Source organism: Borrelia duttonii Ly (genome assembly GCF_000019685.1).
Taxonomy (GTDB): Bacteria; Spirochaetota; Spirochaetia; order Borreliales; family Borreliaceae; genus Borrelia; species Borrelia duttonii.
Map to the genome: position 1 here is coordinate 1 of NC_011248.1, position 25835 is coordinate 25835.

Below are 25835 nucleotides of genomic sequence, written 5' to 3' on the forward strand. Positions count from 1 at the left end.
AAAATACAAAGTTGACAATTATTTAAAACAGATATATATTTATTTAAAATGATTAGTATAAAAAAATTTTTTAAAAAAATCAAACATCAAAAAAATAATGAAAACGTATTTACCAATAGTACAAACAATCTTATAATTGAAATAAATCCTAAAGAAATTATTAATTTTTGTACAAATTACCTCTTAATATCAAATAGTACAGAACTCAAAGCAATAGGTATCTTACTTTCTTCTGGTATTCCATTATCTCAATTCACCAAAAAAAATTTACTATCACTAATTATACACATGATACTATTATTTACACATCATCATCCAATTTACAAATCAAAAATTATACTTTAGTCAACTCCACATTAATTATAAATGCTATTTATTTTCTAAAAAAAATAATTTTAATATTATTCACGTAAAACTTAATCGTATTCTCAAAAAATTATTTCGTACAAATATAACTACTAAACATTTAGAATATATTTATTCTATTATTCTTAAATCTCTAAACAAAAAGGACAATTCTTACTTTTATGAAGCCATTTTAAAACATCCAAAATACAAAAGTATCAAACTTGTAAGTAAACCTACTTCACTAAATAGTCTTGAAAACTTAATTTTCATTAATTCGTTTGAAAATTTACGTATACATAATACTGCAAATTTACTACTTTATAAAAATAGTAACAATGAATTAAAGTCTACTATTGCTAATCTAATTGAATCCTTTTTTCTTGATCAAAACTCTAACAAAGATATACATACTCTCAAATCATACATTAACCTAAATCTAAAACAAATGGGTATTCCCTATAAAAAAACTCACAAAATACAAAAACAAATCTTTTCTAATATCTTCGTATCGTGAACATCAACTAAATTCACTTATTTTACTTAACAATAAACCCTCAAAACACAGAAAATAATTAAAATTAATATTGAATAATTGAATATTTTTTATTTACAGTATTTAATATTAAAAGATGTATTGTTTAATTATATCAACCCATGAAATTGATTAATAAACGCGGGCTAAAACTTTATAAGGCTAACCCGTTATAAAAGTAAAATTTAAATAAATTAAAGACTCCTTTTTGTTTTTATAATATGTATAAAATAAATTTTTTCTACCAAATTGAACCTAAATACATTTATACAACAAAAATATAGGAAGATAGACTATTATTAATTAATCTATCTTCCTTTGTATTTCAAATAATTATAATAAATTACTTAATTGTACCTAGAATAGCTATAATTCTATTAGATACTGCCTTCATTCCGGGAATTTTAACTTTAATAAGATCTTTATATTTTTTATCAATATGCTCTATCAATTTCTTACTATCAGAATCAATTCCATCTGTCTTAGCTTTATAAGATGAAATAAGACTATCTACGGCTTTCCTCCAATTTAATTTTTGTAATTGAATTTCCTCAAGCTTTGATTTAATTTCTCTTAAATCAACAAGACTCAATTTATTAAGTTTATCCCTATTCTCTTCTAATTTATTAATTACTCTCTCAAAACCAAACTGAAGATCTACTACTACAGCATTCATTATATCTTGAATCCATGCACCCTTATTTGTATTATCCGATTCTACTTTTTTAAGAATTTCTGCAAAATCTTTTATTCTTTCTCTATTGTATAATAAAGAGGAATAAAATAATCGTCTTATTTCCTTATTATCATCATGATCCAATGTCTTATTATTAACAGCATTTAACACAAATTTAAACACTTCATTCTTCATACCATATTGATTTGCATCTTCAACTTCAGCTTTATCTTGATTTAATAATCCCATAACACTATTAATATCATTTATAAGGGCAGATATTAATTCCCCTTTCTCATCTTTTATTACAGAATCTCCTTTTACTACTTTTTCAACAGAAACTTTATTAACAACATCTTCTTTTATTAGTTCATCACCTTGAACGTCATTTACAACATCTTGAACATTATTTACAACATCTTTTAAAAAATTATCAGGTCTTCCTTTATTATCCAATAATTTAGAATCTAGATTACAAGATGCTAACCCCAAAACTAATAATATAAATAAATTTTTTCTCACAAATATTCTCCTTCTTTAGAATTAATAATCACTATTACTAAATAGTAATGATTATTAATTAATAATATATATCACTTTATTTAAAATACAATTTTTTCTTAATTAAAATTACTATTTTTTTACATCCCTATTCTAAAATTATTTACTTATTAACAATTTTTTCTTTTAAAAAAGAGATATAGTATATTTCATTTGTTTTCTTAATTTTTCTGTTGAAGTAAATTTGAAAAGAACTGACAATAAAAAATAAATAAGATTGTATGTGTTATAAATTTATATTTAGAAAAAGAATTTTATATAGTTTGTTTTATAAAAATATCAATTAACACACAATTTACGAATTAATAAAAACAGTTAATATGCTGAACCCATATTAAGCTGAGTGCTTATTATCAATTAATATCAATCTTAGAGTATTAAAATAAATTATACTAGCTGATATTAATCTACATTTTTTTATAATTTTGGTGATTGGTATAGGGTAACACTAAAATACTTAAGAATTAGAAGCAAAAAAACATGATTCATTAAAATATGATTTACATAACAAATACTACCAAGCTTCTTACCTAAATTCTTAAAATGATTTCCTACGTTTTCTTTCTTTGTAGTGTAATTCGCATTAAATCCCAAAGCACCTGACATTAACTCAACAAATAAGTAAAAAACATTCTCTGCACTTCTTCCTACTTCCAGTAGTAATATTTCACTCAAACTTCAAACCTTATCTTGCTCTTCTCTTTTTAGGCCTCCTAGTATATTCTTTTTACATTATAATCACAAATTTTTTATAATAAATTATCTTTGTTTGTACAATTTTATACAATAAACTGAATATTTTTAATTAGAACATTTAAAAACCACAAATAATAAAATTAATCATATAAAGTAATAAACCCACGTTTATACACTATAAAATAAAAGATACCAAGAGCTTAACTCCCAATATCTTTACTTTATAACTTTATTTGTTTTTTTAAAGTTATTATCCCACTTGAATATCTTGGTATTTATATAATATATAATTTAACTTCTTTAAGTAGTAGGTTTGATTACAAGCTCTGCAATCGAAGCCTCTACTGATTTATTAGCAAAACTTAATAATGTATCAATTAATGTATTAAGTTCCCCCAATTCCTTAGCGCCTTTATCTCCATTAGCCTTAGTTTTGTAATCTATTGCTTCTTTTGCATGATCATCAGTAACACCCTCTTTACCAAGATCAGAGTGTTTTGTTTTCACTTTAGATATAAATGATTCAGCTTTACCCTTAGTATCATCAACTTTTGCTTTCAGATCACTAGAAATTCCATCTAATGCTGCCAATGTTTCTAATTTAGTCTTTATAGTTAATACCATTTGAAACGCTCCTGCAACTAAAGATCCATTATGGGCTCCATCAGTACCTAAAGTATCGGTGTTCTCCTGAATTTTTTTCCCTATAGCTTTAGCCAACTCGTCAACTGACTTAACTAAAGTATGCACTTCCTTTACTTTTCCAGCAAACTCCACTGCACTTTTTATCTTTTCCCCTACTACCTTTAAATCTATTACACTCCCATCTCCCTTCCTTGCTTTCCCTTCCTCTCCTTCCTTTATTCCTCCCCCACTATTACATCCCATCACTATCATCATCATCAATATTATTCCCTTAACTCTCATTCTATCCATTATATTCTCTCTCCCTATTTCTCTTTTCCCTTTTATTTCACCTTTAGTAACATCAACACCTGCATCTATACTATTTTTAATAGCAACTTCTGCAATGTCATAAGCATTTTTTGCAGCACTAATTTGGCCAGCAGACGCATTTATTCCATTCTTAGCTGCAGCAATTGCTGCCAATATATCTTCCCACTGCACTCTCAGTAACAGACAAATTAGGATTACAAAAAAAACATCTCTCCTGACTAACGAGAGACGTATTTTTCTTACTTAAATAACTTTATTATTCCTATTTAAATTCCTGATTTACTTAGTAACAGTAGACTGAGTAGCATCAGACTGCTTAGCCTCAAATTCAACACTATTAGAGTATTTTACTCCCTTAACTGCTTCTCTTACTCTTTCTAAATTACTTTCTACTGTTCTCTTAATTATAAAATCAAGTACCCCTAATACCTTATTTACCGCACTTACCCCTGCTGCTCTTACTGCTCCAGAATCATTAGCAGAAGCACTAAATTTGCCACTCTTGGTCATTGCCTTCAATGCAACAGCTGCTGCTAAATCCGCATTACTTTTTGCTCCAGCACCTGCATCAGCCTTGTTATTAGAAGCAGATAATATCCCAGCATCATGATTACCAGCTTTAAGAGCAGCACCATCACTAGCCTTAGCATTTTTAATCTTATCTATCATTGCCCATGGATCTGCCTTTGACACTTCATCCGCTAACTTTGAACCAGCTCCCTGAGAAGCCTTTTCAGTATGACCTCCAAGTACAGCAATAGCATCAGTAGCATTAGCAGCAGCAGCTATTTGATTACCAGCATTACCCGTAACAATCTCTACACCTGATTTCTTTGCTATACCAGTAATTACCTCTACATTTTTAATAATAGACTCAACACCAATTTTTTCAGCCGCACTAGGAACAGCATCAGCATTATCGCCAACATCAGCAGCACTATCATTAATTACCTCAGAAAGTTTAGTTAGAGCACCAATTAATCCCTCGAAAACATCACTTACTCCTTTAATTACACCCTTAATAGTTTCAACTGTACTTACATCAGCATTCTTAGCCCCAGAAATATCACCTGACAGCTCTTTTAATTTTTTATTAGTATCTTCCAATCCCTTTTTTACTTTTTCAAAGTGTTCTCCTACCTTACTTTTTTTATCCCCCGATTTAACTACACTAAATCCTAATACATCACCAACAGTATTCCCAAACACACCAAAAATCTCCTGGAATCCTTCTCCAATCGCAACTAATGACTCTAAAAAACTATTCTTAGCTTCCAAGTTTACCTTCCCCTCTACTCCTCCTACTCCTCCACTATTACATCCCATCACTACCACCATCATCACCATTATTATTCCTTTTACTATTCTTCTCACTCTCTTTATCTCTCCTCTCTCATACTCTCTTACTTCCTCTTCTCTCTTCCCTTCTTTCATTTTCTTCGCCTACTTGTTTTTTTCTTTCTTTTTAGCTACTTTCTTTATAGCTTTTCTTTAAAAGAAGCAAAAAAATATGACTTATATAACACAGACAATACTGCAAATAAAAAAAGAGAGCTTTATTGCTCCCTTTATCAGCGTTCTTATCTAATAATTTTATCTATATTCAATATATTATTAATTCACATATTAATTAGTCTTAGCCTCAGAAATTTCTCCTTGTTTAATCTCTCCTAACACCTTATTTATCTCTTTTAATCCTTCATCTACTCTATTCCTTATCCCTATAACCAATGTACTCAATACCTTATTTACTGCACTTGCTACTGCTCCATTTATTGCATGAGCTGATTTATCTTCACCAGTCTTAGCAGAAAGTTTACCATCTTTAGCCATTGCTCTTAAGGCTATCCCTCCTGCTATCATTGCATCATTCCTTGCAGCTGCAAAATCAGCCGCATTATCTTTCTTAGAAGCAGCAATACTTGCAGCATCTTTTGCTTGGTCAATATCAACTCCACCAGCAGTCTCAACAGACTTAGCTATTGCCTGCAATATATCTGCTCCACTTACTGCTCCTATTGAAGCACTTGCTGCTGCCGCATGTTTCTCTTCTCCATCATTAGCCCCTTTACCACTAAGCAACTTACCAATTGATTTTCTCTCCGCTTCTGCAGTCTTAGTAGCTTCTGGATTACCTTTACCCTCTAAAACCACCTTAACTATTTCTTTAATTCCTTTTACTAACTTATTAACACTTCCTGCTTCTGCAGGACTAGCATCTTCATTTGCCTTAGAATTTCCAATAGCACCATCACTAGTAGCACCACTTGCCGCTTCTTTTGCTCCTGCAGCAATCTTTTCTATAATACCACTAATAAACTGTTCAACAACTGTTTTAACTTTTTCATATTTCCCATGCTTTTCTAAAATTTCATTTAACTTTACTTTAGTAGTTTGCATAGTCTTCTCAACATCACTAAAACACTTCCCTATCTCACTTTTTTTAGTCTCTGCCTTTATCCCCAACGTCCCTGTAATCATATCGCCAAAACTCACAAAAACATCTAAAAACCCTTTCCCCAAATTTACCATCTCACTCAAAAATACTTTCTCTGGATCTCTACCACCACTATTACATCCCATCATCACCATCATCATCACCATCATCACTATTATTACTCTTACTTTCCCCTCTCCTTTTTTCTCTATATTCATTCTTCTAGCCTCCTTATTTTTTATTTTTTTCTAGCTTATCTTTTTAAAAGCAAAAACAAATAAATAAGGCTTTATTACAACATACACAATACCGCAAATAAAAAAAGAGAGCTAAAATAAGCACTCTTAACTAATTATTTACCTAATTAATCCAAATATATTCAAAATATTTCTAATTCAAACTATTCACTAACTTTAGCTTCAGAACCCTCTCCTTGCTTAATTTCTCCTAATAATTTATTAATCTCTTTTAATCCTAAATCCACTCTATTCCTGATTGCTATTGTCAATGTACTCAATACCTTACTTACTGCACTTGCTACTACACCATTTACTGCATTAGCATATTTATCACTAGCATCCTGCTTAGCCGCAAATTTACCATCTTTTGCCATTGCCCTTAATGCTATCCCTCCTGCTATTACTGCATCTTTCTTTGCTTGATCAAGAGTCTTAGTACCAGAGCCCTTTTTGGCAACTGCAATCTCTGCTGCATTAATCACAGTATTAATATCTTTACTAACGCTAACATCTTCAGAATGTGATATAGCCTGCAAGATATCAGCTCCACTTATTTATCAGCTCCACTTATTGCTCATATTGATGCACTTGCTGCTGCAGCTTGTTGTTCTGTGACATCATTCTGTGTAGCAAGCAAATTACCAACTGATTTTTGCTCTGTCTCTCCAGTTTTAGTAGCATTTGGATCTCCTTCTCCCTTCTTTAAAACCACCTCAAATATTTCTCTAATTCCTTTCACTAATTTATTAACACTTCCTGCTTCTGCAGGACTAGCATCTTCACCTTTCTTAGCATTTCCTATTACATCACCAATAGCACCACTAGCTGCTTCCTTAGCTACTGCAGCTATCTTATCTACAGTCCAACTAATAAACTCCTCAACAACTGTTTTAACTTTTTCATATTTCCCATTCTTTGATACTTCTTCTTGCAACTTTTCCTTTACTGAAATCATAGTCTTCTCAATATCACTAAAATACTTCCCTATCTCACTCTTCTTTGTATCTGCCTTTATTCCTATCTCTATTTCTCTTCTCCATTTTGTTTCTTCTATTTTCATTTTCTTCGCCTCCTTATTTTTTCTTTCTTTTTAGCTTTCTTTCATAGCTTTTATTCCAAGGAGAATCAAAAAAACAAAATGGACACAACTATGAATTAACGGATAATAAATAACAAATGTTAGCAATAGCAAATAAAATATATCTTTTAGACAAAATAAAATAAAAGATACTAAGAACTTAGCTCCCAGTATCTTCCCGTTATAACTTTATTTATCTTATTTTATTCTTGAGTCATATAATCTAACTATTGATTCTTAGCATCAGAAGCAATCTTATCAGACACCACAGGAATAGCATTAGCATTGATTTTCATTGCTGCTTTTACTTCTTTAAGTCCTGCGTCTATTATCTTCCTTATTGCTATTGTTAATGTATCTAGTGCTTTAGTTACTGCACTAATAGATGCCCCTTTAACTGCAGTAGTAACTTCAGCAGTTCCATCATTATCATTAGCAAATTTTCCTCCCTTTGCCATCCCTCTCAATGCTATTGCTCCTGCTATTATCGCATCCTTCTTGCCATCACCACCACCATTAGCAGCAGTAGCCAATTTTAATGCATCTCCACCATCCCTAACTATAGCCTGCAATATATCTGATCCTCTTACTCCTCCTACTGCTTTTGCTGCATCTGTTGCTACTTTCTTTGAATCATTAGCATTAGCACCTGCATTATCATTAGCAAACAACTTCCCTGCTTCTCCATCAGCAGCATTTCCCCCAGTTCTTGAAGTACTCCCATCACTTGCCTTTTTATCATCTCCAGCATCATGTTTACCTTCTTTTAATACCACCTCTACTATCCCCTTAATTCCCTTTACTAGTTTCTCAATCTCACCCGCAGCACCACCAGCAGCACCCGCAGTAGCAACATTACCAATTAGTTCACTTCCTTCTACTCCTATTGCCTCACTTGCTTCCTTCGCTCCAGCTATTATCTTATCTAGTTTACTCTCAACCAATGTTTTAACTGCAGTAGCTGTAGCCTCAGCATTCGGATTCTTTTCTTCCTTCATTTCAGCAACAATCTTATTAAGCCCACTCTTAATTCCTTCTACTGTACTCTGAACTGTATTAAAATAATTCCCCACATCCGACTTCTTACTCTCAACACTCAATCCCAATACACTCCCCACCATATCCCCAAATGAAGTGAAAACATTCAAAAATTCATTACTTACATTAACTAAAGATTGCAAAAACTTATTCTTTCCTTGCTCTGCTTCCACCACACCACTATTACATCCCATCATCACCATCATCATCACCATTATTACTCTTATTCTCCCCTCTTCTTTTTTCTCTTTCTTCATTCTTCTAGCCTCCTTATTTTTTATTTTTTTCTAGCTTTTTTATAGCTTATCTAATAAAGATTAGAAGAAAAAAAACATGTTTTATATAGAAATAATTTATATGACATACACAATACCGAAAATAAAAAAAGAGAGCTTTATTGCTCTCATTAACTAAGTTTTTATTAAAAAATTTAATTATATTCTAAATTGTACTAATTATCTTATTCTTTTATTCATTAATTTTGGCAACAGACCCTTCTCCTTGTTTAATCTCTCCTAACACCCTATTTATCTCTTTCAATCCTTCATCCACTCTATTCCTGATTGCTACCACCAACGTACTTAACACCTTATTTACTGCACTTGCTACTGCTCCATTGACTGCATTTGCATTTTTCTCTTCACTCTTAGCTGAAAACTTCCCTTCCTTTGCCATCCCTCTCAATGCTATTCCTCCTGCTATTACTGCATCTACTTTAGCTTGATCAAGTGTTTTAGTAGCAGAATCTTTATTAGCAACTGCAATTTCTGCAGCATTAGTTACCGTATTAATATCTTTAGTATTAGCATTTCCAGACCTTGCTATAGCTTGTAATATATCAGCTCCACTTACTGCTCCTACAGAAGCATTTGCTGCTGCTGCTTGCGCTTCTGTTCCATCATCAGCAGTTCCTTTAGCAAATAACCCACCTACCGATTTTTTTTCATCTTCTGCTGTCTTAGTAGTTTCTGCATTTCCCTCTCCCTCCTTTAATACCACTCCAACAATAGTTTTAATACCACCTACAATCTTATTAACACTATCAACCGCTGCAGAAACAGCATCTTGATTTTGAACAGCATTACCAATAATAACATCACCACTAGCACCCCCAGCTGCTTCTTTTGCTCCTGCTTCTATCTTACTTATCTCCCCAATAAATTCCTCTACCTTAACTTTCACCTTTTCATAACTTCCATATTCTTCTAAAATCTTCCCTAATTTCCCTCTAACTTCCTTCATTGTCTCTGCTATCTTACTAAAATACCCACCAATCTCACTCTTCTTTGTATACGCCTTTATTCCTAATGTCCCCGTAATCATATCCCCAAAACTCACAAATACATCTAAAAATCCTTTCCCTAAATTTACCATCTCACTCAAAAACACTTTCTCTGGATCCTTAACCCCACTATTACATCCCATCACTATCATCATCATCAATATTATTCCCTTTATTCCCATTCTATTCCCTATCTTATCCATTCTCTTCACTCTCTATATCCCTCTCTATATCCCTCTCTATATCCCTCTCTTCCCTTTTATTTCTCTTTATTTTACTTATCTATTCATTTTATTCGCCTCCTTATTTTTTCTTTCTTTTTAGCTTTCTTATAGCTTATTTATTAAGGATTAGAAGAAAAAAATATGACTTATATAGAAATAATTTATATAACATACACAATACTGAAAATAAAAAAAGAGAGCTTGATTGCTCTCTTCACTAATATTTCTACCTAATCATTTTCAACGATATAAATAATATAAATATTACTGCTTCCCTACTGCTTTTGGATCTCTTGCCTTATCCACTTCTTCCTTTACTTTCTCCAATACATTCTTTACTGTCTTCTTCACTATCTCTTCTACTGCCCCTAACAACTTATTCACTGCTGTTATTCCTACTCCTTGTACTTCTTTTCCTCCTCCTGTAGCATTATCCGCTGCTCCTTTTCCTAATTTACCTGTCTTAACCAATGATCGTAGCGCTATACCACCTGCTACCGCTGCTGCTTTCGGAGTATTTGCACCTGCTAAATGATTTGCTGGTCCTCCTCTTGCAAAAGAAATTGCACTTGTATTTGCATCTGCAGACGCTCCTAATGCTGCATCATTCTCTTTTGACGCGATTACTGATGCTAAAATTTCTTTACCACTTACACTTGATAGTATCGCTGCTGCTTTACCTGCATCTGTTGCTGCAGGATTATCAGCACCACTTGTAGCCAATATCTTAGCTCCATCCTTATTATCTACTCCGGTCACATTTAATGCCGCAGTCCCTGCTTTTAACTCTGTAACACCTACTCCCTGTGCAACTTTCACTATCTCTTGCAATGCCTTAAGAGCTTTTTTTAATTCAGTTTCATCTACTGATGTTCCTACTGCAGCGGCACCACCACTTGCTGCCTCACCTACTATATTGTCATCTCCGATCCCTTTTAAAGACCCTAAATGTTCTATCAATATCTCTAAAATTTCCTTAGCTGAATTAACTGCCTTTCTAATTGAATTCTTTGATAAATCATCTTTATTAGTATCTGTCTCTGATTTTTTTGCCACCTCTTCTAACTCTTTTGAAGCATCTCCAAGCTTCTTACCTAGACTATCAAAATAAATTTCCTACATCACTCTTCTTTGTATCCACTTTTGCAGTAAATCCCAATACATCTGACATTAACTCTATAAATGCATAAAATGCCCTTTCTGCACTTCTCCCTACTTCCATCATTGCTCCACTTAATCCTCTCCCGTCTCCTCCTCCTGCTTCTTCTCCTTTCACTCCTCCACTATTACATCCCATCATCATCACCATCATCATTAATATCACTACTCTTACTTTCCCCTCTTCTTTTTTCTCTTTCTTCATTCTTCTAGCCTCCTTATTTTTTATTTTTTTCTAGCTACTTTATAGCTTTTATTTAAAATCAAAAAACAAATAAATGGGGCTTTATATAACATACACAATACCACAAATAAAAAAAGAGAGCTTGATTGCTCTCATTAACTAAATTTTTATTTAAAAAATTTAACTATATTCTCAATTTTATCCTAATGATCTTATTCTTATCTTATTCTTTTATTCATTAATTTTGACAACAGACCCTTCTCCTTGTTTAATCTCTCCTAACACCTTATTTATCTCTTTTAATCCTTCATCCAATCTATTCCTGATCGCCATCACCAATATACTCAACACCTTATTTACTGCACTTGCTACTGCTCCATTCACTGCATTTGCATGTTTACCATCATCACCATCCTTAGCCGCAAATTTACCTTCCTTTCCCATCCCTCTCAATGCTATCCCTCCTGCTATTACTGCATCTTTCTTTGCTGCCCCTTCCTTAATTTCTTTCTTGCCATCAACAGCTTTAGCAACTGCTATCTCTGCTGCATCTCCAGCTTTCTCAATTCCCTCAATATCATAAACAGAAGGATTCTCTTTAGATTTAACTATAGATTGCAACACATCAGCACCACTTACTGCTCCTATTGATGCACTTGCCTTAGCTGCCTCTGCTTCTTGAGCTCTATTAGCATCTTCATCTGCAAACAACTTCCCAATATCCTTCTTATCACCATCTGCCGTCTTACTAGCATCTGCACTACCTTCACCATCCCTTAACACTATTCCAACAATTGCCTTGATTCCTTTGACTAATGAAATAATAGATTCTTTATTAGCAGCAACTGCAGTCTGATTTTGAACAGCATTACCAATAAAAATGCCTTCATTAGCACCCTTTGCTGCTTCCTTGGCTCCTTCTTCAATCTTACTTATCTCCCCCCAATAAATTCCTCTACCTTACCTTCACTTTCTCATATTTCCCATATTCTCCTACAATTTTCCCTAATTTCTCTTTTACTATCCTCCTTAATAATCGATATTAAAACTTATCTTTAATAATGTATTGTCTTTTTTTGTATGTACAATTTCATAAAATAAATAAACTGAATATCTTTCATTATATTTAAAAAACACAAATAATAAAATTAATAATATAAAGCAATATATCTTTACTCAACACACCATAAAATAAAAGATACAAAGAGCTTAACTCTTAGTATCTTATCTTTACAACTTTATTTTTCTTATTTTTTATTTACTTATATAATTTTGATTATTGATTTTTAACACCAGAACCACTCTTCTCAGATGTTGCTACAGGAGTATCATTATTAATTTTCATCACTTTTTTTATTTCTTTAAGACCCAAGTCCATTGCTTCTCTTATTGCTATTGTTAATGTATCTAATGCCTTACTTACTGCACTTACTGCTGCTCCCCTAACCGCAGTAACAACATCATTATTAGCATTATCCTTCTCATTAGCAAATTTTCCTCCCTTTGCCATCGCTCGCAATGCTATCCCCCCCGCTATAACAGCATCTTTAATATCAGAAGCAACACCAGTAACTTGAGCAGAAGCATTATGATTAGCTAACTTAGCTGAATCACCATTATTTTTAGAAATAGCTTGCAATATGTCAGCTCCAGTAACGGCCCCAACTGCTTTTGCTGCATCTGCTGCTGCCTTCTTCGCATCTGCGGCAATAGCACCATTATTATCAGTATTACCAAATAATTTTCCTGCATCACCAGCATTATTACCTCTTGCCCCAAGAGCATCGGCTTTTTTACCATCTCCAGCCTCAGCACTTCCTTTGTTCTTAAGTACTATATCCACAATTGATTTAATGCCCTTTACTAAATTTTCAACACCATCGCCCTTAGCTCCAGCACCAGCACCATTAGCACCACCAGCAGCAACATTACCTATGAAGTCATTAGCATCACCACCAATTGCCTCACTTGCTGTCTTTGCCCCAGTAATTATTTTATCAAGTGTTTCACTAACTAATTTCTTTACTGCAGTCTCAGTAGCTGCAGCATGAGGATTACTCTCTTTTTTCATTTCAGCAACAATTTTATTAAGCCCATCCTTGGCTCCTTGCACAGTATCTTGAACTGTCTTAAAGTAAGCAGCAACATCGGACTTCTTAGAATCGGCCTTCAATCCCAATACACTCCCCACCATTTCCCCAAATGATGTAAAAACATTCAAAAATTCTTCACTCACATTAACTAAAGATTGCAAAAATTTATTTTTACCTTGCTCTGCTTCTCCTACTCCCCCACTATTACATCCCATCATCATCATCACCATCATCATCATTAATATTATTCCCTTTATTCTCATTCTATCCCACATCTTATCCATTCTATTCCCTCTCTCTCTCACTCTCTCTATTCCTATCTCTTTTATTTCTCCTTCTTTTACTTCTCTATTCATTTTCTTCGCCTCCTTATTTTTTCTTTCTTTTTAGCTTTCTTACTAGCTTATTTATTAAGGATTAAAAGAAAAAAAATGATTTATATAACACACACAATACCTAAAATAAAAAAAGAGAGCTTGATTGCTCTCATTAACCAAGTTTTTATTAAAAAATTTAATTATATCCTAAATTGTACTAATTATCTTATTCTTTTATTCATTAATTTTGGCAACAGATCCTTCTCCTTGTTTAATCTCTCCTAACACCTTATTTATCTCTTTTAATCCTTCATCCAATCTATTCCTTATTGCTATTGTCAATGTACTCAATACCTTATTTACTGCACTTGCTACTGCCCCATTGACTGTCTTTAATGCATCTTCATCATTATCCTTAATAGAAAATTTACCTAATTTAGTCATACCTCTAAGTGCTATCCCTCCGGCTATTACTGCATCCTTCTTTGCCCCTTCCTTAATTTCTTTCTTACCAGCAACAGCTTTAGCAACTGCAATTCCTGCTGCATCTTCAGCTTTCTCAATTCCATTAGTATCATCAACTTTAGGATCTTCCTTCGATTTTACTATCGCTTGCAACATATCAACTCCATTTATAGCTCCTATACTTGCTGCTGCTGCTTGGGCTGCCGTATTATCAGCTTGATCATTAGTCATAGTAAATAATTTACCAACATCTTTCTTACTATCACCTTTAGTAACATCAGCACCTGCATCTCCCTTCCCTTTTAACACAATCTCAACTATCTCTTTAATTCCTTTCACCAAAGATTTAACACTTCGTAATTCTGAAGGAGATGCATCCCCATTTTTGACAGCACTTCCTATTACTTCACTACCTCCACCACTAGCTCCTAAAGCTGCTTCTTTTGCTCCTGCAGCTATCTTATCTACAGTACCACTAATAAACTCCTCAACTACCTTCCTAACTTTCTCATATTGCCCATTCTTTGATACTTCTTCTTGCAACTTTTCCTTTACTGAATTCATAGTCTTCTCAATATCACTAAAATACTTACCTATATCACTTTTTTTAGTCTCTGCCTTTATTCCTAATGTCTCCGTAATCATATCCCCAAAAGCAACAAATACGTCCAAAAATCCTTTACCTAAATTTACCATCTCACTCAAAAATACTTTCTCTGGATCCTTTACTCCCCCACTATTACATCCCATCATCACCATCATCATCACCATCACTATTATTACTCTTATTCTCCCCCTCTTTATCTCTCCTCTCTTCCCTCTCTCTCCTCCTCTCTCTAATTCTCTTCTCCCAATTCCTCTTTCATGCCTTTCTTAGTCTCATTTTATTATTTACCTTTCTTCTGAAAATAGCAAAAAAGAAAAAACAAAATCAAACTCATAATAAAAAAGATAGATGGCGATTATTAAGAACTACACTTCTAATAAAGTAAAAATTATACTTGGTAATACTAATAATCAATAATGATAGGTATTGAAACTATACAAGCAAATGACGATGATAAAGCTACTATAAGGAAAAAATAAAAAATTAAATATATGTAAAGAAACATTTGAAGTAAAATATTAATAACGTTATTTTTACTAATCAGATTTGGTTTAAGAGATAATATAGTTGAAAATGTTTTACAGTTTAATACAAAAAAATATGACTTTGAAAGTTAATCTAAAAAAAGTCATAATACTGTTTATCAGTCTAAACCAATTACTAAAATAACAATATAGAAGGAAATCCAAATTTATCTCTATATTTCCTTCTATCCCACTTTCAAGTAATTTAATATCTATCTTATTGGATAATTGGATGTTTTTGGTTTTCTTGCCTCATCTACTCCTTGCTTTACTTTCTCTAGTACATTCTTTACTGTCTTTTTAACCAAATCTTCCACTGCTACTAATAGTTTATTTACTGCACTCATCCCTACTGCTTGTACATCTTGTTTACCTCCTGCACTACCATCTGCCGCTCCGGATGCTAGTTTCCCATCCTTCACCAATGAACGCAATGCTATCCCTCCTGATACTGCTGATGCTTTTGGAGTATTTGCAGTTGCTAAGTTAGCTACATTACCTCCTTTGGCAAATTTCACCGCAGTTGTCTTATCATCTGGAGCTGTTCCTCCTAATGCCGAATCACCTTCTTCAGATTTAACTATTGATGCTAATATTTCTTCTCCACTTACTGATGATACTATTAATGCAGCTTTACCTGCATCTGTTACGGCCGATGCTTTATTATCTGTAGCTAATATCCTAACTCCCTCCTTATTATCTATACCAGTTCCATTTAACGACATAATCCCTGCAATCGGTGTTCTGCAACACCTGCACCTTTTGCTATCTCTACTATTCCTTTCAATGCTTTAAGAGCCTTACTTAACTCACCTTCATTTGCTGATGCCCCTGTAGCATCACTTCCTGCCTCACCTACTGGCTTAGAATCACCTACTGTTCCTAAAGACTCTAAATACCCTTTCAATGTACCTAAAACTCCCCTAGCTGAATCAACTATTTCCTTAATTAAATTTTTTGATGAATCATTCTTATCACCACCTGTCTCCGATTTCTTTGCTACTTCTTCTAACTCTTCTGATGCTTTCCCAAGTTTTACACCTAAACTCTTAAAATGATTCCCTACATCCTCTTTCTTTGTAGTTGTGTTCACGCTAAATCCCAATACATCTGACATTAACTCCAAAAATGCATAAAATGCATTCTCTGCACTTCTCCCTACTTCCAGCAATACCTCACTCAAACTTTTAGCTCCTCTCCCGTCTCCTCCTCCTGTTCCTTCCCCCTTTACTCCCCCACTATTACATCCCATCATCACCATCATCATCACCATTATTATCACTACTCTTACTTTCCCCTCTCCTTTTTTCTCTATATTCATTCTTCTAGCCTCCTTGTTTTTTCCTTTTTTTATAGCTACTTTATAGCTTTTATTTAAATAACAGAAGCAAAAAAATATGTTTTATAAAATACACAGACACTGCAAATAAAAAAAAGAGAGCTTTATTGCTCCCTCTACTATATTTCTGCTCTAATAATTCTAACTATATTCAATATATACCAATTAACCTATTAATTAACCTTAACTTAAGAACCTTCCCCTTGCTTAATCTCTCCCAATACCTCACTAATCCCTTTTAACCCTTCATCCCTTATCTATGCTTTTGTTAACCTGTTTTTTATATTCTTACCAGTAATTCTAAATCCCATCTAAAAAACAGAAGCTCTCTTAATAAGAGAGCTTTTTATTTCTATAATTTTATTGTTATGTATTAATTTTATTTTACTGGCTTTATCTAAAATTATTTCTTATCAGGACTAGCTACAGTCCTAAGGCTTTAGATACATTAACAGTAGCAATAAGAAAAACAGTAGATGAGGGACTAAAAACTGTGAAGGAGTCTATTAAATTTAATACTGAAAGTGGAAATTACTGCACTTACAACCGTATTTTTTACTCCAGTATTATATTCAGCAGCAGCTTCACTAGGACCAGCAAATTTACCTCCCTTTGCCATTGCTCTCAACGCTATAGCTCCTGCTATTGTTCCGTCCTTTGAATTAGCAGCATCACCAGCATTAGCAGCATTAAACAACTTTCCTGCTTCACCATTACCAGCAGCAGTTCTTGCAGTAGAACCATCTTCAGCTTTATTAGCATCTCCAGCATCATGTTTACCCTTTTTAAGCGCTACTCCTATTATACTTCTAATTCCTTTTATTAAATTTTCAACTTCACCTTCAGAACCAGCAGCAGCACCAACAGCACCAACATTACCAAGTAGTTCATCACCTTTAACATCAATAGCCTCACTTGCTGTTTTTGCTCCCTCTATTATCTTATCAAGTGTCTCACTAACCAATTTCTTTACTGCACTCTCTACTCCCTCAGCATTTGGATTCTTTTCTTCCTTCATTTCAGCAACAATCTTATTAAGTCCTATTTTAACTCCTTCTATAGTCTCCTGAATTGACTTAAAATACTTCCCTACATCTGATTTCTTACTCTCAACACTCAACCCCAATACACTCCCTACCATTTCCCCAAATGAAGTGAAAACATTCAAAAATTCATTACTCACATTAACTAATGACTGCAAAAACTTATTCTTTCCCTGTTCTCCTCCAGCTACTCCTCCACTATTACATCCCATCACCATCACCACCACCATCATCATTATCATCACTCTATTTATCATTTCCCCTTTTATTCCTTTCTTAATTCTTGTCGCTTACTTAAAGAAAGCAAAAAAATATAACTCATATAACACATACAATACTGCAAATAAAAAAAGAGAGCTTTACTGCTCCCTTTAATAAAATTCTGATCTAATCATTTCAACTATATTCAACTCTTACTGTTGCCCTACTGCTTTTGGCTCTCTTGCCTTATCTACTTCTGCCTTTACTTTCTCAATCACATTCTTTACTGTATTCTTCACTATTTCTTCTACTGCTCCCAATAACTTATTTACTGCTGTTATTCCCGCCGATTGTACTGCCTTGTTATCATTATCATTATTCGCCGCTAATTTACCATCCTTAACTAATGATCGTAGGGTGATTCCTCCAGCTACTGCTGCTGCTTTAGCTGCCCCTTGTGCTAAATGACCAGTATTGTTTGTTCCTTTTGCAAATTCCAATGGAGTTGTACCTACTACGGCATTTCCTGACAGTGATTTAACATCATTTTCTTCTGACTTAACTATAGACTCTAAAATTTCTTCGCCACTCACTGCCGATACTATTGCTACTGCTTCTGGACCAGAAGCCCCACCTGCATTAGCACCTGCTGTTAAAACCTTAGCTCCATTTTCTGGATTGGCTATTCCTATTGATTGTTGATTCAATACTAAATTACTCTCTTTTAATTTTTCAACACCTTCTACCTTAGCTATCGCCACTACTCCTTGAAGTGCCCTAAGAGCTTTTTTTAATTCCTCTGTATCTGCTGCTGCACCACTTTGTTGAGAGGTTACCTCACCTACTACCTTGTTAGTAGAATCACCTACTATCCCTAAAGAATCTAAATGACCTTTTAATGCTTCCAATGTTTTTTTAGCTGTATCAACTGCTGCTCTAACTGACTTATTGAATAGACCATCTTTAGACCCTTCTACTTCCGACTTTTTTGCTACTGTTTCTAATTCTGCTGATGCTTCTCCAAGCTTACCACCTAACTTATTAAAATATTCTCCTAACTGTTACTTAGTCGTATCTTTAGTTACTCTTAATCCTAATGTATCTGACATTAACTCAATAAACGAATAAAATGCATTCTCTGCACTTCTTCCTACTTCCAGCATCACTTCACTTAAACTTTTAGCCCCTCTCCCATCCCCTCCTGTCCCTTCTCCTTTTACTCCCCCACTATTACATCTCATCATCACCATCATCATCATCAATAATATTACTCTTACTTTCCCCTCTCCTTTTTTCTCTTTCTTCATTCTTCTAGCCTCCTTGTTTTTTCCTTTATTTATAGCTACTTTATAGCTTTTATTTTAAAGATTAGAAGAAAAAAATATGACTCATATAACACATACAATCTTAAAAATAAAAAGAGAGTTTTATTGTTCCCTCTACCAGACTTTTTACCTAATAATTATTACATAAACTTATATTTACTAATTCACCATATTAATTAGCCTTAACTTTAGCTTAAGAACCCTCTCCTTGCTTAATCTCTCCCAATACCTTATTTATCTCTTTTAATCCTTCATCAACTGTATTTCTGATTGCTACTGTTAGTGCACTCAATACTTTATTTACTACACCTGATGCTACTCCATTAACTGCACTTGCTGATTTTTTATCGTTCTTAGCCGCAAATTTACCATCCTTTGCCATCGCTCGCAATGCTATTCCCGCTGCTATTACTGCATCTTTTTTTGCACCATCCTTAATTTCGTTCTTATTATCCTCCTTTTTAGCAGCAGCAATCTCAGCAGCATTTTTAGCTGTATCAATATTACCATCATTATTAACAACCGACTCAGACTCAGCTATCGCACGAAGAACATCAGCCCCACTTATTGCTCCTATTGATGCACTTGCTGCTGCTTCTGCCTCACTAGCATTATCCTTCTTTTCAAACAATTTACCAATTGTCTTCTGCTGCTCTCCATCAGTCTTAGTAGAACCAGCTTTACCTTCATTATCTTTCAATACTACTCCAACAATTGCCTTTATTCCTGCAACTAATACATTTACGCTATTAAAATCTGCATGTGATGCATCTTGTCCAGCATCAGTAGCATTACCAATAATAATATCACCACTAGCTCCCCCAGCTGCTTCCTTTGCTCCTTCCTCGATCTTACTTATCTCCTCAATAAATTCCTCTACCTTAACTTTAAATTTCTCATATTTCCCATTCTCTTCCAAAATCTTCCCTAATTTCTCTCTAACTCCTTTCATTATCTCTGCTATCTTACTAAAATATCCACCTATCTCACTCCCTTCTTTGTTTCCGCCTTTATCCCCAACGTCCCTGTAATCATATCCCCAAAACTCACAAATACTTCAAAAAATCCTCTACCTAAATTCGCTATATCACTCAAAAATACCTTCTCCGGATCCTTTACTCCACCACTATTACATCCCATCACCATATTATCTTTATATTATCTTTATCTGTACAATTTTATATAATAAACTGAATACTTTTCATTAGAACATTTTAAAGAAATCACAAATAATAAAATTAATCATATCAAGTAACATATTTCTATTTAACACACTATAAAATAAAAGATACCAAAAGGTTAAACCTTCAATTTCTCCAGAAGCTCCACCTGCACCGGCAACAGAGACATTACCAAGCAAGTCACTACCCTCGAAACCAACAGCCTAACTAACAGTCTTAGCCCCAACAATTATCTTATCAAGTATCTCACTAACCAATTTCTTTATTGCAGTCTCAGTAGCTGCAGCATTAGGATTACTCTCTTTTTTCATATCAACAACAATTTTACTAAGCCCATCCTTTGCTCCTTGCACAGTATCTTGAATTGTCTTAAAATATTTCCCTACATCCGATTTCTTACTTTTGAAATATTTTTTAGTTTTTGATTCTTCAACAAGTGCTAAATTAGCTAATAATGAATCAAAAGACGAACAGAACCCTTCACTAACTTTGATCCCAGCACCAAAAGATTCAGAACCATCAGATTGTGATTGTACCTGTTCATATTCGATTTCAAGTTCATTAAGTTTATGTCTCTTTATTACTTGACTATTGCCACCAAAATCATCGATAGTTCCCGCTTTTCTTTAGTCTGCAACCAGTATAGTAATACATAAACAATTTGATATGTGAAGCCGTAAGCATCTCTACGTCAATACCCCTAACTTCAAGAAGCATATCGACTAGCTTTGCATATTGCATAAAAGTAGAAAAACTCACAGTCTCTTCATTAGTGTCTAATAATTCTATTATTTCTGTATAAAGTTGGCGTATTTCATTTTGAAGTTCTTGTGTTTCTTCTTGACTTTCATGCTGTGACATAGATGCTCCCTAACTTTGCTTGATTTCCACTTGAAGAATAGTCTTCTGTGTAGCCATAAGCCCACCAAGAACAAAATCAATATAAGAATGAGCTATATCACTTGAATTGATGTCAATGTGTCTATTTCGTGTTGGCAACATATATTTACTTGGTTTAAATTTAAGTAACTTTGGATTCATTGGACAAATAACAATTTGATTTTTTAATAAATTAGATGTTTGTATAGTTACTTCATTTCTATTATTTAAAGCTTTAATAGTTTTTATTAAGAAATCTTCCCATGCAAATCCAGGAAATGATTGGGATGCATTTGCTATTGCATAAGGTTTAACCAATTTTAAGCTTGTTAATGGATCAACTAATACCATAAATGGAGAATCAAAGTAATCACCAAGTTCTAATTTTAAAAGACCAGATTTGACAGATTCAAATATTTTATCCATTTTGTCTTTATTAGCAGCTTCAACTTCTTCTTTAATTTGATCTGGCATATTAAGTAGTCCATACATATTAGGTAAAAGAAGTGTTGCTCTGTTACCATCCTTTTGCACTGATACAGTTCCCGTTAATACAAAATTAGTGATTATCTTCATAATCTCATCGTATGCTAATTTATATGCAGTACCAAAAAGCAAGTGATTATTATTAACATCTCCAATATATTCAGAATCTGTAAATTCAGGAACAGCAGAATATTTTAGATGTGGAAATTTGTATTGCAAATGCAAATAGTTAAGTTTTACTACTTCCCCAAATCCTTTTGTTGTAATAGTATTATAATTATTTACAACATTTGTTGGATTTTCGTTTATAAATGCATCCCATTCTACTGTTTTGAAACCCACCTTATAAGGAATTTCTTCAATTTGTTCTGAAGTAAACCAATCATAAAATTTTGGTAATTCTACTTCTTTTTTTGCTTGAATCATTTCTTGTTCATAATAATCTTCTTCATATAATTTCATTTTAAACCTCCGTCATTTAATTATTAGACACTATTGCCAACAAATTTGATATAAAAAAAATTATTATCTATTAAGGATAGCATATCTTCTACAACAAATGCATTATAAATGATATTTAAACCAGTAGATTTTTCTGCCTCACCTTTATCATTAAACTTAATTTTGTCGCCTCTTTTAATTTATTAACTGCCGGTTATTCCTACTCCTTGTACTTCTTTCCCTCCGCTTGTAACATTACCTGCTGCTCCCGATGCTAACTATTTTGCAGTAAATCCCAATACATCCGATATATTATCAACAGTTTCACTAGACTTAGCTATAGTTTGCAATATATCAGCCCCACTTACAGAGCCTATCGATGCACTTGCCTTAGCTGCCTCTGCTTCTGTTCCACTATCCTTCTTTTTAAATAATTTCCCAATATCCTTTTTATCATTTTCTCCTGTCTTGCTAGCTTCTGCATTTCCCTCATTTACTCCTAATACTACCCCTACTATCTCTTTAATTCCTTTAACGAGCGAATTTACACTTGAAGCATCCGCAGGTGCAGGATCCTGACCAGTAGTAGGAGCACCGCCAATAGCAACATCACCACTAGCCCATTTCCCAGCCTCTTTTGCTCCTGCAGCAATCTTATCTAAAATCCCAGTAATAAACTGCTAAACAACTGTTTTAACTTTTTCATATTTCCCATTCTTTTCTAGAATTTCATTTAACTTTACTTTAGTAGTTTTCATAGTCTTCTCAATATCACTAAAATACTTCCCTATATCACTTTTTTAGTCTCCGCCTTTTATCCCCCCAATGTCCCTGTAATCATATACTCAAAACTCACAAATACTTCCATAAATCCTTTTCCTAAAATTTACCATATCACTCAAAAACACCTTCTCTGGATCTCTACCACCACTATTACATCCCATCATCATCACCATCACTATTATTACTCTTATTTTCCCCTCTCCTTTTTTCTCTTTCTTCATTCTTTTAGCCTCCTTGTTTTTTCCTTTATTTATAGCTTATCTTAGAAAACAAACAAAAAAGTCAATAAATGATGATTCATATGAATATTATTCATATAACATACACAATACTGCAAATAAAAAAGAGAGCTTCATTGCTCCCTTTGCAGCGTTCTTATTCAATAATTTTACTATATTCTTACTATATTCAATTATAACCCTTAATTCAACTATTAATTAGCCTTAGCTTTAGCTTCAGAACCCTCTCCTTGCTTAATCTCTCCTAATACCTTATTTATCTCTTTTAATCCTAAATCCACTGTATTCCTAATTGATACAATCAATGTACTTAACACCTTATTTACCGCATTTGCTGCTACTCCCTTAGCAGATTCAGCCTCAGTTTTATTTGCATCATTACTCTTTACAATAAACTTACCATCTTTTGCCATCCCTCTCAATGCTATCCCTGCTGCTATAATTGCATCTTTCTTTGCAGATTCCCTAATTTGATCCTCATTAGCATTAGCATTAGCAGTACCCTTAGCTAAAGCCAAAGCAGCTGCATCTTCAGCGTCACTAACCTTTCCATCTTTCTTAGCATCTGCATTAGCTCCAGCAATCGCTTTTAATATATCAGCCCCACTTACTGCTCCTATTGATGCACTTGCCGCTGCTATATGTTTCTCTTCTGCTCCTTTATCAGCACCACCAGTTTCAGCCCCAAATAGCTTACCAATATCCTTCTTATCAGCATCAAGAGGCTTAGTTTTATCTGCCTGTCCATCACCCTTGTCTATAACTAAATCAACTATTCCTTTAATTCCTTTCACAAGTGCACTTACACTTGCAGCGTCAACACTAATACCTTCATTAGACTTTACAACTTCACCAATTGATACTCCATCAGTAGCACCACTAGCAGCAAGCTTTGCTCCTTCTGCAATTTTGTCTAATATCCCACTAATAAATTGTTCAACTGCTTCTTTCACCTTTGGATAGTCACCATTCTCTGCCACTACAGCGTTTAATTTACTTTTTACTGAATTCATAGTTTTCTCAATATCACTAAAATACTTCCCTATCTCACTCTTCTTCGTATCCGCTTTTATCCCCAATGTCCCTGTAATCATATCGCCAAAACTCACAAAAACATCTAAAAATCCTTTACCTAAATTTACCATCTCACTCAAAAACACTTTCTCTGGATCTCTACCCCCACTATTACATCCCATCATCACCATCATCATCACCATTAATATTACTACTTTTACTCTTCCTTTCCCCTCTTCTTTTTTCTCTATATTCATTCTTCTAGCCTCCTTATTTTTTATTTTTTCTAGCTACTTTATAGCTCTTATTTAAAAGCAAAAAACAAATAAATGAGGCTTTATATAACACACAGAATACCGCAAATAAAAAAGAGAGCTTCATTGCTCCCTTTGCCAACGTTCTTATCTAATAATTTTTCTATATTCAATATATTATTAATTCAACTATTAATTAGACTTAGCTTCAGAAATTTCCCCTTGTTTAATCTCTCCTAACACCTTATTTATCTCTTTTAATCCCTCATCCACTCTATTCCTGATAGCTATCACCAATGTACTCAATACCTTATTTACCGCACTTGCTACTACTCCATTAATAGCATAATATGCTTTATCATCATTCTTAGCCGCAAACTTACCATCCTTTGCCATACCTCTCAATGCTATCCCAGCTGCAATTACTGCATCTTTCTTTGCTCCTTCTTTAATCTCTTTCTTATTATCAACAGCTTTAGCAACAGCTATCTCTGCTGCATCTGTTGCCGCATTAATTCCCTCAGCATCATTCACTATAGGATTTTCTTTAGATTTTCCTACTGCCTTCAATATATCAGCTCCACTTACTGCTCCTATACTTGCCGCTGCCTTCGCAATATTTTCCTCTTTGGCTTCATCCTTACCATTATCACTAGCAAATAGATTCCCTATATACCTTTTATCATCCCCTGTTTTACTAGCATCTGCATTTCCTTCATTTTCTTTTAATACAACTCCAACTACTGCCTTTATTCCTTTGACTAATGAAATAACTGAATTCTTGTCAGCAGCCACTGCTGCTTGTCCTACACTAGTAGCCCCGCCAATCTTATCATCACTACTAGCTACACTAGCTGCTTCCTTTGCTCCTTCTTCGATCTTACTTATCTTCCCAATAAATTCCTCTATCTTCTCTTTCACCTTCGGATAATGCCCATTCTTTTCTATAATCTCCCCCAATTTTCCTTTCACTACTTTCATTGTATTCTCAATTTTACTAAAATATGCCCTTATCCCACTTTTATTTATATCCTCCTTAATTTCTAACCTCTCAGTAACCATATCCCCAAAACTCATAAAAACATCTAAAAATCCTTTCCCTAAATTTACCATATAAAAATTAATGATTGATTTTATTACCACATATTATCAATGTGAAAATACAAAATTTACATCATTGACTTTTTATATTTATATTACACAATAAGCCCTCTAAATTTAAGATTGTACTCTC

General features: G+C 33.6%; 13 protein-coding genes and 13 pseudogenes. 2 read left to right on the forward strand and 24 right to left on the reverse strand.

Going from position 1 to position 25835, the window contains the following annotated elements; all coding sequences use genetic code 11:
* The first annotated feature begins 48 nt into the window (after nt 1–48).
* Entirely contained in the window at nt 49–345 is a 297-nt protein-coding gene (locus tag BDU_RS08625; RefSeq protein WP_041177883.1) for a hypothetical protein, read from the forward strand.
* Between the two features lie 878 nt (nt 346–1223).
* On the opposite strand, the gene BDU_RS05920 is transcribed toward BDU_RS08625, so the two are convergent.
* From BDU_RS05920 to BDU_RS05980, 15 genes and pseudogenes are all read right to left on the reverse strand, one after another.
* Nucleotides 1224–2078: a complement regulator-acquiring protein gene (locus tag BDU_RS05920; protein ID WP_012539473.1), complete on the reverse strand. Its 855-nt coding sequence runs from the start codon at nt 2076–2078 to the stop codon at nt 1224–1226.
* A gap of 555 nt (nt 2079–2633) precedes the next feature.
* Nucleotides 2634–2795: pseudogene (locus BDU_RS05925) on the reverse strand (variable large family protein); the annotation flags it as partial.
* Between the two features lie 318 nt (nt 2796–3113).
* Nucleotides 3114–3677, reverse strand: a complete 564-nt coding sequence (locus tag BDU_RS05930) for a Vsp/OspC family lipoprotein (RefSeq protein ID WP_318250823.1) — start codon at nt 3675–3677, stop codon at nt 3114–3116.
* Nucleotides 3660–3785 (reverse strand): annotated as a pseudogene (locus BDU_RS09015) (variable large family protein); the annotation flags it as partial. The pseudogene BDU_RS09015 and the gene BDU_RS05930, both read right to left, overlap by 18 nt.
* Nucleotides 3783–3929, reverse strand: a pseudogene (locus tag BDU_RS08630) (variable large family protein); the annotation flags it as partial. The pseudogenes BDU_RS08630 and BDU_RS09015, both read right to left, overlap by 3 nt.
* 120 nt (nt 3930–4049) lie before the next feature.
* Entirely contained in the window at nt 4050–5204 is a 1155-nt protein-coding gene (locus BDU_RS05935; protein ID WP_012539475.1) for a variable large family protein, read from the reverse strand.
* 192 nt (nt 5205–5396) lie between these two features.
* Nucleotides 5397–6425, reverse strand: a complete 1029-nt coding sequence (locus BDU_RS05940; protein WP_012539476.1) for a variable large family protein — start codon at nt 6423–6425, stop codon at nt 5397–5399.
* A 182-nt stretch (nt 6426–6607) separates the two neighbouring features.
* Nucleotides 6608–7467 (reverse strand): annotated as a pseudogene (locus BDU_RS08635) (variable large family protein); the annotation flags it as partial.
* 284 nt (nt 7468–7751) lie between these two features.
* Nucleotides 7752–8819 (reverse strand): variable large family protein, encoded by a 1068-nt coding sequence (locus BDU_RS05950; RefSeq protein ID WP_012539477.1) that lies wholly within the window; start codon nt 8817–8819, stop codon nt 7752–7754.
* A 211-nt stretch (nt 8820–9030) separates the two neighbouring features.
* On the reverse strand, nt 9031–10047 hold the full coding sequence (locus BDU_RS05955; protein WP_049752293.1) for a variable large family protein: 1017 nt from the start codon (nt 10045–10047) through the stop codon (nt 9031–9033).
* Nucleotides 10048–10332: 285 nt separating this feature from the next.
* Nucleotides 10333–11431 (reverse strand): annotated as a pseudogene (locus BDU_RS05960) (variable large family protein).
* Between the two features lie 210 nt (nt 11432–11641).
* Nucleotides 11642–12437, reverse strand: a pseudogene (locus tag BDU_RS05965) (variable large family protein); the annotation flags it as partial.
* Nucleotides 12438–12686: 249 nt separating this feature from the next.
* Nucleotides 12687–13787: a variable large family protein gene (locus BDU_RS05970; RefSeq protein ID WP_041177892.1), complete on the reverse strand. Its 1101-nt coding sequence runs from the start codon at nt 13785–13787 to the stop codon at nt 12687–12689.
* Between the two features lie 267 nt (nt 13788–14054).
* On the reverse strand, nt 14055–15056 hold the full coding sequence (locus BDU_RS05975; RefSeq protein WP_041177885.1) for a variable large family protein: 1002 nt from the start codon (nt 15054–15056) through the stop codon (nt 14055–14057).
* Nucleotides 15057–15628: 572 nt separating this feature from the next.
* Nucleotides 15629–16737, reverse strand: a pseudogene (locus tag BDU_RS05980) (variable large family protein).
* Nucleotides 16738–17188: 451 nt separating this feature from the next.
* On the opposite strand from BDU_RS05980, the pseudogene BDU_RS08275 reads away from it, so the two are divergent.
* Nucleotides 17189–17278 (forward strand): annotated as a pseudogene (locus BDU_RS08275) (variable large family protein); the annotation flags it as partial.
* Here the strand turns inward: BDU_RS08275 and BDU_RS05985 are convergent.
* The 9 genes and pseudogenes from BDU_RS05985 to BDU_RS06020 form a co-directional block, all read right to left on the reverse strand.
* Nucleotides 17240–18079: a variable large family protein gene (locus tag BDU_RS05985; protein ID WP_404801588.1), complete on the reverse strand. Its 840-nt coding sequence runs from the start codon at nt 18077–18079 to the stop codon at nt 17240–17242. The pseudogene BDU_RS08275 and the gene BDU_RS05985 sit on opposite strands and share 39 nt — an antisense overlap.
* Before the next feature lie 132 nt (nt 18080–18211).
* A pseudogene (locus BDU_RS05990) lies at nt 18212–19306 on the reverse strand (variable large family protein).
* Nucleotides 19307–19517: 211 nt separating this feature from the next.
* Nucleotides 19518–20470 (reverse strand): annotated as a pseudogene (locus BDU_RS05995) (variable large family protein).
* Nucleotides 20471–20624: 154 nt separating this feature from the next.
* Nucleotides 20625–20906: pseudogene (locus BDU_RS08065) on the reverse strand (variable large family protein); the annotation flags it as partial.
* 202 nt (nt 20907–21108) lie between these two features.
* Nucleotides 21109–21366 (reverse strand): DUF3890 domain-containing protein, encoded by a 258-nt coding sequence (locus tag BDU_RS06000; protein ID WP_012539481.1) that lies wholly within the window; start codon nt 21364–21366, stop codon nt 21109–21111.
* 9 nt (nt 21367–21375) lie between these two features.
* Nucleotides 21376–22332, reverse strand: a complete 957-nt coding sequence (locus BDU_RS06005; protein WP_012539482.1) for a hypothetical protein — start codon at nt 22330–22332, stop codon at nt 21376–21378.
* A gap of 287 nt (nt 22333–22619) precedes the next feature.
* Nucleotides 22620–23315 (reverse strand): annotated as a pseudogene (locus BDU_RS07760) (variable large family protein); the annotation flags it as partial.
* 212 nt (nt 23316–23527) lie between these two features.
* Nucleotides 23528–24604 (reverse strand): variable large family protein, encoded by a 1077-nt coding sequence (locus BDU_RS06015; RefSeq protein ID WP_012539483.1) that lies wholly within the window; start codon nt 24602–24604, stop codon nt 23528–23530.
* 189 nt (nt 24605–24793) lie between these two features.
* A pseudogene (locus tag BDU_RS06020) lies at nt 24794–25714 on the reverse strand (variable large family protein); the annotation flags it as partial.
* Nucleotides 25715–25835: the final 121 nt, after the last annotated feature.

Bases quoted from the DNA above. Each gene is read 5' to 3' on its own strand.
- BDU_RS08625 (WP_041177883.1), top strand. From the start codon at position 49: ATGATTAGTATAAAAAAATTTTTTAAAAAAATCAAACATCAAAAAAAT.
- BDU_RS05935 (WP_012539475.1), bottom strand. From the start codon at position 5,204: ATGAAAGAAGGGAAGAGAGAAGAGGAAGTAAGAGAGTATGAGAGAGGA.
- BDU_RS05940 (WP_012539476.1), bottom strand. From the start codon at position 6,425: ATGAATATAGAGAAAAAAGGAGAGGGGAAAGTAAGAGTAATAATAGTG.
- BDU_RS05950 (WP_012539477.1), bottom strand. From the start codon at position 8,819: ATGAAGAAAGAGAAAAAAGAAGAGGGGAGAATAAGAGTAATAATGGTG.
- BDU_RS05955 (WP_049752293.1), bottom strand. From the start codon at position 10,047: ATGGATAAGATAGGGAATAGAATGGGAATAAAGGGAATAATATTGATG.
- BDU_RS05970 (WP_041177892.1), bottom strand. From the start codon at position 13,787: ATGGATAAGATGTGGGATAGAATGAGAATAAAGGGAATAATATTAATG.
- BDU_RS05975 (WP_041177885.1), bottom strand. From the start codon at position 15,056: ATGGTGATGATGATGGTGATGATGGGATGTAATAGTGGGGGAGTAAAG.
- BDU_RS06000 (WP_012539481.1), bottom strand. From the start codon at position 21,366: ATGTCACAGCATGAAAGTCAAGAAGAAACACAAGAACTTCAAAATGAA.
- BDU_RS06005 (WP_012539482.1), bottom strand. From the start codon at position 22,332: ATGAAATTATATGAAGAAGATTATTATGAACAAGAAATGATTCAAGCA.
- BDU_RS06015 (WP_012539483.1), bottom strand. From the start codon at position 24,604: ATGAATATAGAGAAAAAAGAAGAGGGGAAAGGAAGAGTAAAAGTAGTA.